General features: G+C 33.0%; 10 protein-coding genes and 1 pseudogene. 8 read left to right on the top strand and 3 right to left on the bottom strand.

All coding sequences use genetic code 11. From position 1 onward, the window contains the following. Both DT250_RS31985 and DT250_RS30945 read left to right on the top strand, forming a co-directional pair. Positions 1–372 (top strand): hypothetical protein (locus tag DT250_RS31985; protein WP_179952885.1); only part of this gene is annotated, 372 nt, incomplete at its 5' end. After that, positions 339–619: pseudogene (locus DT250_RS30945) on the top strand (dUTP diphosphatase); the annotation flags it as partial. The gene DT250_RS31985 and the pseudogene DT250_RS30945, both read left to right, overlap by 34 nt. A 367-nt stretch (positions 620–986) precedes the next feature. Here DT250_RS30945 and DT250_RS30940 read toward each other — a convergent pair. Next, positions 987–2,459, bottom strand: coding sequence for a HAMP domain-containing sensor histidine kinase (locus DT250_RS30940; protein WP_149214359.1), 1,473 nt, complete (start codon positions 2,457–2,459; stop codon positions 987–989). A gap of 13 nt (positions 2,460–2,472) precedes the next feature. Beyond that, a complete protein-coding gene (locus DT250_RS30935) occupies positions 2,473–3,159 on the bottom strand; it encodes a response regulator transcription factor (RefSeq protein WP_175472374.1) in 687 nt (228 codons plus the stop codon). 151 nt (positions 3,160–3,310) lie between these two features. Here DT250_RS30935 and DT250_RS31980 point away from each other — a divergent pair, with 151 nt between their 5' ends. From DT250_RS31980 to DT250_RS30915, 5 genes are all read left to right on the top strand, one after another. Continuing rightward, the gene (locus tag DT250_RS31980) at positions 3,311–3,487 is read left to right on the top strand and encodes a hypothetical protein (RefSeq protein WP_170958460.1); all 177 of its coding nucleotides are present in this window, start codon (positions 3,311–3,313) and stop codon (positions 3,485–3,487) included. 592 nt (positions 3,488–4,079) lie between these two features. After that, the gene (locus DT250_RS30930; protein WP_149214358.1) at positions 4,080–5,288 is read left to right on the top strand and encodes a S1C family serine protease; all 1,209 of its coding nucleotides are present in this window, start codon (positions 4,080–4,082) and stop codon (positions 5,286–5,288) included. Positions 5,289–5,342: 54 nt separating this feature from the next. Further along, complete coding sequence (locus tag DT250_RS32025) at positions 5,343–5,540, top strand: hypothetical protein (RefSeq protein ID WP_218951297.1); 198 nt, start codon at positions 5,343–5,345, stop codon at positions 5,538–5,540. A 252-nt stretch (positions 5,541–5,792) separates the two neighbouring features. Continuing rightward, positions 5,793–7,220 carry an ABC transporter permease gene (locus DT250_RS30920; RefSeq protein ID WP_149214357.1) on the top strand — a complete coding sequence of 476 codons (1,428 nt, stop codon included), beginning with the start codon at positions 5,793–5,795 and terminating at the stop codon, positions 7,218–7,220. An 11-nt stretch (positions 7,221–7,231) separates the two neighbouring features. Further along, entirely contained in the window at positions 7,232–7,918 is a 687-nt protein-coding gene (locus tag DT250_RS30915; protein WP_149214356.1) for an ABC transporter ATP-binding protein, read from the top strand. A 150-nt stretch (positions 7,919–8,068) separates the two neighbouring features. On the opposite strand, the gene DT250_RS30910 is transcribed toward DT250_RS30915, so the two are convergent. Then, positions 8,069–8,341 carry an HU family DNA-binding protein gene (locus DT250_RS30910; RefSeq protein ID WP_149214355.1) on the bottom strand — a complete coding sequence of 91 codons (273 nt, stop codon included), beginning with the start codon at positions 8,339–8,341 and terminating at the stop codon, positions 8,069–8,071. Between the two features lie 326 nt (positions 8,342–8,667). On the opposite strand from DT250_RS30910, the gene DT250_RS31975 reads away from it, so the two are divergent. Continuing rightward, complete coding sequence (locus DT250_RS31975) at positions 8,668–8,982, top strand: hypothetical protein (RefSeq protein ID WP_176549721.1); 315 nt, start codon at positions 8,668–8,670, stop codon at positions 8,980–8,982. Positions 8,983–9,518: the final 536 nt, after the last annotated feature.

Raw genomic sequence — 9,518 nt, 5'->3', positions numbered from 1 at the left:
AATGGTAATAGGGAGAAGGGAGATGTAGAGAAAAAAGGGCAAAGAAGTGGTAATGGAAAGGAAAAAAAAAAAGCGCAAAGTATGGCCAAGGAGATACAACACCACCAAGTAGTGGTAATAGCCAAGGAGATACAACACCGCCAAGTAGTGGTAATGGCCAAGGAGATACAACACCGCCAAGTAGTGGTAATGGCCAAGGAGATACAACACCGCCAAGTAGTGGTAATGGCCAAGGAGATACAACACCGCCAAGTAGTGGTAATGGCCAAGGAAATACCCATTATCCATCAACTTAAGAATTCAGAATTACCCCAAAACGAAAAAATGAGCTTTTTAGTTACGAATTGCAGGTACGCCCGCGGAGCGGTATGATGCGTAATACAAAGTTTAGAGTAGTATTTGGAACGGTGGACAGTGGCTACCGCGGAGAAATTGGAGTGTTGGAAGATAACACTGTAAGACCTGTAGTTTAAACATGAAAGCTCATATTATCGAACGGGGAACACGGACTGCTCAAGGCGTCATAACGCCAGTGGAAATAGCTCATTTTGTTGAGGTGGACGAGTTATCGGTTAGTGAGAGAGGCATTAGTGGTTTCGGATCGACAGGCATTAAATAAAAAAGGCTAGGATTTCTCCTAGCAAAGATTTATGTCGTATGGAAAATTAGTTGTTTACAAATCGGGTATTTGCACTTAGATTATATAACGGTTGCGGAACAAAAGGAACAGATGACAGATTACTACTCCAACTCCTAATCAATTATAATTAAGTGCGTAGCAATATTCAATTAATTCTAAACTTTATCAATATTTTTATCTTATTATTAAATTATAAGATAAGTAATTCTTTTTATTATTATATGTTTGTTTTTCCTGTTGTAGAATCCTTGTTATTAGGGTTCTCTTTTTTGTAATTCAAATAAGAAATATGTGGTTGTGTTGAAAAATGTATTGTTTATAAAATATCTATAGACTCTTTTGTTGTTTATTTGCTGGATAATGGAATGGTAACTAAAAATTCTACGCCTTGTTTGGTATTATTTATAGAATACGTGATAAAAAGGGATTCAAAAATTTGTTTTACAATATATAACCCTAAGCCACTCCCTCCCGTATTTCGATTTCTTGACTTTTCGATTCGATAAAAGGGTTCGAATATGTGTTGTATATTCTCTTCTTTAATTTCGACACCTGTATTGATGACTTGTATTTCGATATGGTTTTGCTTAGATTCTCGGCTTAACTTTATATAGACCTTTTCGTTAGGTGGTGAATACATAATCGCATTATGAATGATGTTTTTACAGGCTTTTTCTAAAAGAACAAAATCCGTATAAACAAAAATGTCACAATCGACTTCTTTTATTATTCGAATGCCTTTTTGAGAAGCAAAAAATTCGAGATTTTTTGTGATTGTACCTACTAATTTCGAAAGATTTACTTCTTCTACTTGTAGTTTAAAGGCATGTTGTTCAAATTTTGACATGCTTAAGATTTCGCGAACCAGTTGTTCCATACTTTCAATTATTTGATGATTTTTCTTTAAATATTGGTCACGATTTTGATAAGGGCCGATATTATATATCATCCCTTCTAAGTATCCTTTCATAACAGTAAGAGGAGTTTTTAATTCATGTGCTACAGTGGCAAAAAATTCCCTTCGCTTTGTTTCTATTTCTCTTTCTTTTTCAATATCACTTTTTAATTGCTGATTTGCATTTTGTAAATCAAACATAGCTTGTTGTAAATTAATGGACATATCGTTCAAGCTATTGGATAATTCCCCTAATTCATCCATAGAACGAACCTCAATTTTTTCGGAGAAATCCAAGTTTGCCATCTTTTGTGCACCTTCATTAATATAAATAAGTGGTTTAGTAATAAACCTTGAATAGAGATAAGCACTTCCTAAACCAATAACCAGTACAATGATACTAATATAGGGTAGAAAACGTACCAAGACCTGAGAAGCTTCATCGATTGGTTGAAATGTGGCGAACACCACAAGCGTTAAGTTAACATCTTGGAATTGTATTGGCTTGGTAGCCTCATATGAATTACGAGGATTATCTAAACTCCTTGCTGGTACTGTTTTAACAAAACCTTTTGCTTGAGTACCGCCTTGAATAGTACCCTCTTGAATAGCACTTCCTTGAATAGTACCTTGAAGAAAAGCAATAGAAGGAGAATAAATAAGTCTTCCCTCATTATTTTGAAGGTAGATCACCGCATTATTTTTTTGTGCGTATTCATCAACAAGTGGTATTGCATTTTGAAGCGTAAGATCTTTAGATTTATCAATTATTTCTTCGATTCCCGTTTGAAGCTGATCTGTTTTGTATTGCTCATAAAATTTAGGGAGAAAGAAGTATAAAGTTACATAAATCAAGGTTGCAAAGGCTAATAAAATGAGGGATGTAGTCATAAAAAGTTTATAGGTAATTCTCTTCATCTTCATGATTTTTACGATCCTATTCATCGATTTTATAACCAATGCCCTTTACTGTTTTAATGTAGGGTATATCTAATTTTTTTCGTATATTTTTAATATGGGTATCAATCATTCGTGTGTCTCCGGGATACTCATATCCCCAAACTTTTTCTACGATGCTTTCTCTTGTGAGTACCTTTTTCTCATTTTGAAGTAGTAGTTGCAGAATTTCAAATTCTTTTGTCGTTAAGGGGATTTCACTCCTATTTACATATACTTTATATGCATCACCATCGACATGTATTTCTTTAAAAACGAAATGATTATCCGTATTTTGATTATAGCTTCTTCTCAGTACGGCTTCGACTCGTCTCATCAAAACATGAAAAGAAAAAGGCTTCGTAATATAATCATCGACTCCAAGATCAAATCCTTTCATTTGATCTTGTTCTTCTTCTAACGCGGTTAGCATAATAATGGGTATATTTGACTGACTTCGAATCATTTTGGCAACTTCAAATCCATTCAGGTTTGGCATCATCACATCTAGAAGAATTAAATCGAAGGATTGTTTATTAAATTGGTTCATGCCCTCTAATCCATCTGAAGCAACTATAACTTTATACTGTTGTGTCATTAAAAATTGTTTGATTAATTCTTGTATTTCTTGATCATCTTCTACCACCAGAATATGATAGTTCATCGTTATATCACCTCTTGTAGTCATTATAGCCCTCCAATCTGGAGATGATGTGGAGACGTATTAGAATACATAGAAACACTATAAAAACTTCACGGGAAAACTACATGTATTTCAGATCAGCTCCAGATGTATGAGATAGGTTATATACATAACAAGTCAGAGGGAGGTAATCAAGGTGTCACTGGAAGCAAACATCATTCTTTCTTTATTAGATTTACAACTGTGGATGGCCCCTCATTCGAATAATGGTCGCATAAAAGAGAAAAAACAAAAATTGAAATTAGCACCGTGCTTAAATAAATATACAAGTGTAAATAAAAGAAAGCTATATAAGTCTAGTGAACAAAAATAGAGAGGATCAAATTGATTTTTTTTTGTATTTAATAACTAGGTACTGAAAATCTTTATTATAACTCTAGATTAACTCCATATAGAATACAGATTAAGTTTGTATGATACATGTACCAAATAGAAAGGAATGATACATGATGTTGAAGACTTACACAATCTATCAAATTTTATCCCTTCCTTCTTATTTACACACAAACCTATTACCATCCATTCTCACGAGAATGCTAGGCTCTAAGTTTATAACAAAAGAGTAAATAAGCTAATGGATGGTTATTGTTCCTTGTTGTCACTTTTTGCAAAACACCTGTATAACATGCATGCTACTATGTACATTGAATACCTTATTTGATGAGAGCCAAATAGGCTCTTTTTTTAGAAGCCAGCTCAAGGTGGGTTTGAATATCGTCATACATATACTCATAGAAAAATTCGAATATAATGTTATCCCTATGAAAAAACAGTTGATTTATGTCTAAACCATGCCTAAAAGTAAAATTTTCCTTTTTGAAATAATGATTTCTAAATATCACATTCATACATCGTAATTCAAATATGAAGATAAAAATATTCAATTGAAATTAAAGGAGAAAGGGATGCTCAAAATGGGACACTATGATACAAATCAAACAGAAAATAATAGGAATAAAGCCTATAAAAAAACAGGTTATTTTTTCACAGGAATAATGGGTGCAATGATTGGTGCAATTACCATTGGATTGACCATCCCTTATATAAATGAAATCAAAGAAAGTGCTGGTCAATCTCCTAAACATAACGAAGTGAACCAGGCTACTCCTATCTCTTACAAACCCAAAGGTGAGAGCAATCTTCAAAATATGATTGAATCTGCAAAAGAAGTTGTCGTAGGTGTCATGAACTATAAACAAAATGCAGATTCATTTAATACGCAAGACCAATCAGAAGAAGCTGGTTCGGGATCAGGGGTCATATATAAAAAAAACGGCAATAAGGCTTTCATTGTTACAAATAATCATGTATTAGACGGTGCAAATAAAGTAGAAGTGAAATTGAATAACGGTAAAAAGGTTCCCGCTAAAGTAGTAGGGACAGATCCATTATTAGATTTAGCGGTATTAGAAATTGATGGAACTGATGTAAAAAGAGTCGCAACACTTGGAGACTCAGATAAAAATCGTACAGGGGAAACGGTAATAGCCATTGGGAATCCATTGGGGCTAGAAGGAAGTGTAACAAAGGGGATTATTAGTAGCAAAGAACGAGAAATACCTGTTAGTACACTTGGAAATCAACAAGTGGATTGGCAAGCACAGGTAATTCAAACAGATGCAGCTATTAATCCTGGGAATAGTGGAGGAGCTTTGTTTAATGAACAGGGTGAAGTCATTGGAATTAATTCGAGTAAAATTGCACAACAAGCAGTTGAAGGAATTGGATTTGCAATCCCAATTAATATAGCCAAAACAACCCTAGGGTTTCTTGAGAAAGATGGAACAGTTAAACGTCCAATGATGGGTGTACAGTTATTAGATGTAGAGAAAATGACAGATTCTGCACGTAATCAATTAAAATTACCAAAAGAGATATCAAATGGTGCAGTATTGGGAAATATCTCAAACCAATCACCAGCAGAAAAAGGTGGATTGCAGCAATATGATGTTGTGATTGCATTGGATGAACAAAAAATAGAAAATGTCGCTCAATTCCGCAAATATTTATATGAAAAGAAAAAAATGGGAGATACAATTAAAGTAACGGTTTATCGAAATGGTGAAAAAATAACAAAAACCGTGAAATTAACGGATCAAACACGTGCCGCTTAACAGCCACCTTTCGGTGGTTTTTTCTATTTTACTAGTTTTATAGGTGCTTTTTGTATGAATGCTAGATATATCATACAAGGAGGTAGTAAATGTGATGAAGCAAAAGATATTCTAGATGCATATCAAAAAGGATTGCATTTTACCAGTTATCAAGTGAATGCCTTTTATAAACAAAACACAGTAATTGAATCGTTCTCTAGCATCTTTAAACATGAATGCTTATATGGAGAAAAACTTGTTTTTCTTTCCTAAGTTAATCAATTGGTGACTGAATTTATTTATATGTACGATCATTCCATTCGTCCTCATTCCACATTAATGGACTGACCCCTTACTAATATTCAAAATCCATTCCGTATTCTAATTTGTGTTCCAATTTTTCTTTACCAGGTCAATGAATAAATACACATAAACTCCTTATATCTCCAGATAAACTACGGAATAGCTCCATACAAACTCCAGATAGCGTATATACAATAAAAACTATCAAGGAGGTTAGGAAAAATGAATTTTATAAAACGCGCAATTCTCAGTATGAAAAAAAGAATAGGAACATCATTAATTTTGATGGCGGTCTTTCTGATTGTTACAAACTTAGTGCTGGCAGGATTCACAATCCAAAATGCATCAAAAAAAGCTGCTGATTCAGCAAGAAAAAAATTGGGTGCTGATGTTACTTTAGGTCTTGATTTTGATAAATTAGGAAAACAAGCAAGGGAAACTGGAGAAATGCCTAATCCGCCGCAGCTCAATACAAAAGAAACAGATCAATTAGCGAAGTCCAAGCATGTAAAAGACTATAATTATATAACCGGTAATTTCGGAATCGCAGATGGATTTAAATTAGTAGGAGCTTCAGAAGGAGAAGGAGAAGGAAAAGGAAATGCTAGAATGGCAACGGTGGGAGGATCAGGTTCAGGTTCAGACATAGATATGAATTCTTCTCTTATGATAGAAGGAGTTCGCAAGAGTTTATTACAAGAAAGCTTTAAAAATGGAAAAAGTAAAATCGTTGATGGAAAACCAATTACAGAACAGATGCAAGATCAGAATGTAGCTTTAATGGAAAAACGATTAGCGGAACAAAACAATTTGAAAGTAGGAGATAAAGTTAAAGTTCAATCAGGGGATAAGAAGGAAACTCTTGAAATTGAAATTATCGGTATTTACGAAACGAATGAGCAACCAATGGGTCAAAATCCCCCTCCTATGATGAATCCAGCTAATAAACTATATATGCCTTACTCTACTTTAAAAAAATTAGAAGTAGATAAAGGTATGAGTAGTATTCAAGTTGTGTACTTATTGAACGACCCACAATACATTGATGCATTTAAAAAAGAGGCAAAAAAATCTGATATTGATTTTAATTATTTTAAGTTAGATGCACATGATTCATTGTACAAACAAATGATTGGTCCTATCGAAAATATCGCTTCTACTTCTCAAATGATTATCTATATGGTATCTATTGCAGGTGCGATTATCTTAGGATTAATCATTATGTTATCGATTAAAGCACGTCGTAAGGAAATGGGGATTCTATTGTCCATTGGAGAGAAAAAATGGAAACTGATGGCGCAGTTCGTAGTAGAAGTAGTATGTATTGCTATTTTAGCATTTGGATTATCCATAACAACAGGAGCTAAAGTTTCTCAATTCGTAGGGGATAACTTACTTTCGAGTGAAATTGCTACAGCAAGCGAAGAAAAAGAAAATCCACAAAATGGTAGTGTAATGGTAGGTAGTTCTGGTGGTACTCTACAAAACCAAAAAGAAGATCCAATTGATAAAATTGATGTAAGTGTAACAGGTGAGGATGTAGGAAAAATGGGCGGAATTGGACTAGCTATTGCTATATTAGCAACGCTTCTTCCAGCATTATCTATTCTACGCTTAAATCCAAAACAAATCCTTTTAAAAGATGAATAAGGAGGCTCGACATGGAGACGATTTTACAATTTAAAAACTTAGATTATTACTATGAAAGTAACGGAAAAAAAGTAACGATACTAGATAATGTTAATTTTTCTTTTCAAAAAGGGCATTTCTACACGATTTTAGGGCCATCAGGATCTGGTAAAACCACAACTCTTAGCTTAGGTTGTGGGCTAGATATACCTAAAAATGGTTATGTACTGTTTAATGGCAAGGATATTCGAAAAATTGGCTTGGATCGATACCGTAATCAAAATGTATCCGTAATTTTCCAATCCTATAATTTGATTACCTATATGACTGCTCTTCAAAATGTACTAACGGCAATGGAAATTACAGGTGTGAAGGTACAGAATAAAAAAGCAAGAGCATTAGAATTATTAGAGAAGGTAGGGCTCACAGAAGTAGAAGCGAAACGAAACGTCTTGCAACTAAGTGGGGGACAACAACAACGTGTAGCAATTGCTAGGGCACTATCTTGCAATGTTGATTTACTTATTGCGGATGAACCAACAGGAAACCTTGATGAAGAAACAGCAAAAGAGATTATTGAGTTGTTTCAAGAGCTTGCTCATCAAGAGAATAAATGTGTAATTGTTGTGACGCATTCACAAGAAGTTGCAAAAAAGTCGGATCGAGCTGTTTATTTAAGTAAGAAAAAATTAGCAGTAAAAGGTGCGCCTAGCATCTAAAAATAAATTCTATGATTAAAAGAGTTTGAAGGGTATGGAAATCGTGAAAATGATAAATAACTAGTTAATTATTTTCCGAAAAATATATGATTAATTTAAAAAGGAATGGAGATAAAAATCTCCATTCCTTTTTAGATAGATAATTAAACCTTATTTAACAGCCTCTTTTAAAGCTTTTCCAGCTTTAAATGCAGGTACTTTTCCTCCTGGGATATGCATTTCTTCGCCCGTTTGGGGATTGCGCCCAGTACGGGCAGAACGCTTACGTACTTCAAATGTACCAAATCCAATTAACTGTACGGATTCCTCTTTTTGAAGAGATTGCGTAATTTGATCTAGGATAGCTTGTACAGATGCGGTAACCTCTTTTTTGGTAAGTGATGTTTTCTCAGATACTTGGTTAATTAGTTCTGTTTTATTCATTATGAACCTCCATTAAATAATATTTGTTAATTTAATTTTATAGTATAGTATGTTTTCAAGAAAGGGCAACTTCTATATAAATATAATATTAAAAGGTTGAAGATACTCTTCCAGTTTTGTATGGGGGGGATTAGGTAATCTATGCTATATAAATAGTTGAATAGGGGAAATTGTATTGTAGAGAAGATAAAGGATCCCCATTTGCAAAGCTTTAAACTAGAAATAAAAATTAATTAATTGAAGTAGTATCACATAACTAAAAATTTAAGGGGAAATAGACCCAAACAAAAAAATTCACACCTTTTCATTAAAAGTGTGTGAATTTCTTGTTTTGGGTGCTTAAAATTTTTAAGTCAATAATTAAACGTCGGAAATTAAGTCATATATTAGACTTCCTAGGAATATTAAAAATATATGGCATAAAGATTAAAAAGAAACCTAATATCACCATCAAAGAATTTAATGAAAATAAAGAAGAGTTGTTAGTCAAAGATGATCCAAAAATAATTACAAAAGTCATACCAGTTCCACGCAAAATAGATTTAAAAGAAGCAGAATTTGTCATCATTTCAAATGATTTCACTTGCGAATTTTCAATTAATTTAGCTATTTTGGTTTTCATGTTAAATCCTTCTTTCTAAAAAATAAGCTATATAATATATTCATTGTATTCCTGGGTGTTTTTAAATTCAAATTTTTATGGAATTCAATTTTGTGTAACAAATCAGTAGGTATTAGGAAGCAGGAGAAATTGCTTTATCTGAAGAAGGGAACCGAAAGGTATATATTTTCTTTAATTTAATAATTTAGCTTTTTAGAAAAAGAAGAACACTTTCTTTTAAACTAAATTTTCTTAATTTCGGTTTGCTTGATAGTAATAGAAATTTCTCATTAATATGGGGAAGAAATATTTGCTTTCTTGTATGAAAAGAACTTTGGATTAATATATATAACTGGCTTATTTCTATTTTTTGATTTAGGGCTATCTAAGTTTTATTAACTCGATGGCGAACGGGTGTCGCTATATTTTTATCCAACTAACTAAAACAAGTTATCTTGCAAAGAAAAAGGGAAGAATAGGCATAACTAATTAAAGTATAATGATTTACTTAAAACACATGGGGATGTTTTGTTAAGGTGATATTAAATAAGATTGACAAATCTAGACTACAAATGT

Source organism: Bacillus sp. AR2-1, assembly GCF_008368755.1.
GTDB lineage: Bacteria > Bacillota > Bacilli > Bacillales > Bacillaceae_G > Bacillus_A > Bacillus_A wiedmannii.
Note: the sequence above shows the minus strand (reverse complement) of the source record. Positions and strands in the feature narration are given on the sequence as shown.

Bases quoted from the DNA above. Each gene is read 5' to 3' on its own strand.
- DT250_RS30930 (WP_149214358.1), top strand. From the start codon at position 4,080: ATGCTCAAAATGGGACACTATGATACAAATCAAACAGAAAATAATAGG.
- DT250_RS30920 (WP_149214357.1), top strand. From the start codon at position 5,793: ATGAATTTTATAAAACGCGCAATTCTCAGTATGAAAAAAAGAATAGGA.
- DT250_RS30935 (WP_175472374.1), bottom strand. From the start codon at position 3,159: ATGACTACAAGAGGTGATATAACGATGAACTATCATATTCTGGTGGTA.
- DT250_RS30910 (WP_149214355.1), bottom strand. From the start codon at position 8,341: ATGAATAAAACAGAACTAATTAACCAAGTATCTGAGAAAACATCACTT.
- DT250_RS32025 (WP_218951297.1), top strand. From the start codon at position 5,343: ATGAATGCTAGATATATCATACAAGGAGGTAGTAAATGTGATGAAGCA.
- DT250_RS30940 (WP_149214359.1), bottom strand. From the start codon at position 2,459: ATGAAGATGAAGAGAATTACCTATAAACTTTTTATGACTACATCCCTC.
- DT250_RS30915 (WP_149214356.1), top strand. From the start codon at position 7,232: ATGGAGACGATTTTACAATTTAAAAACTTAGATTATTACTATGAAAGT.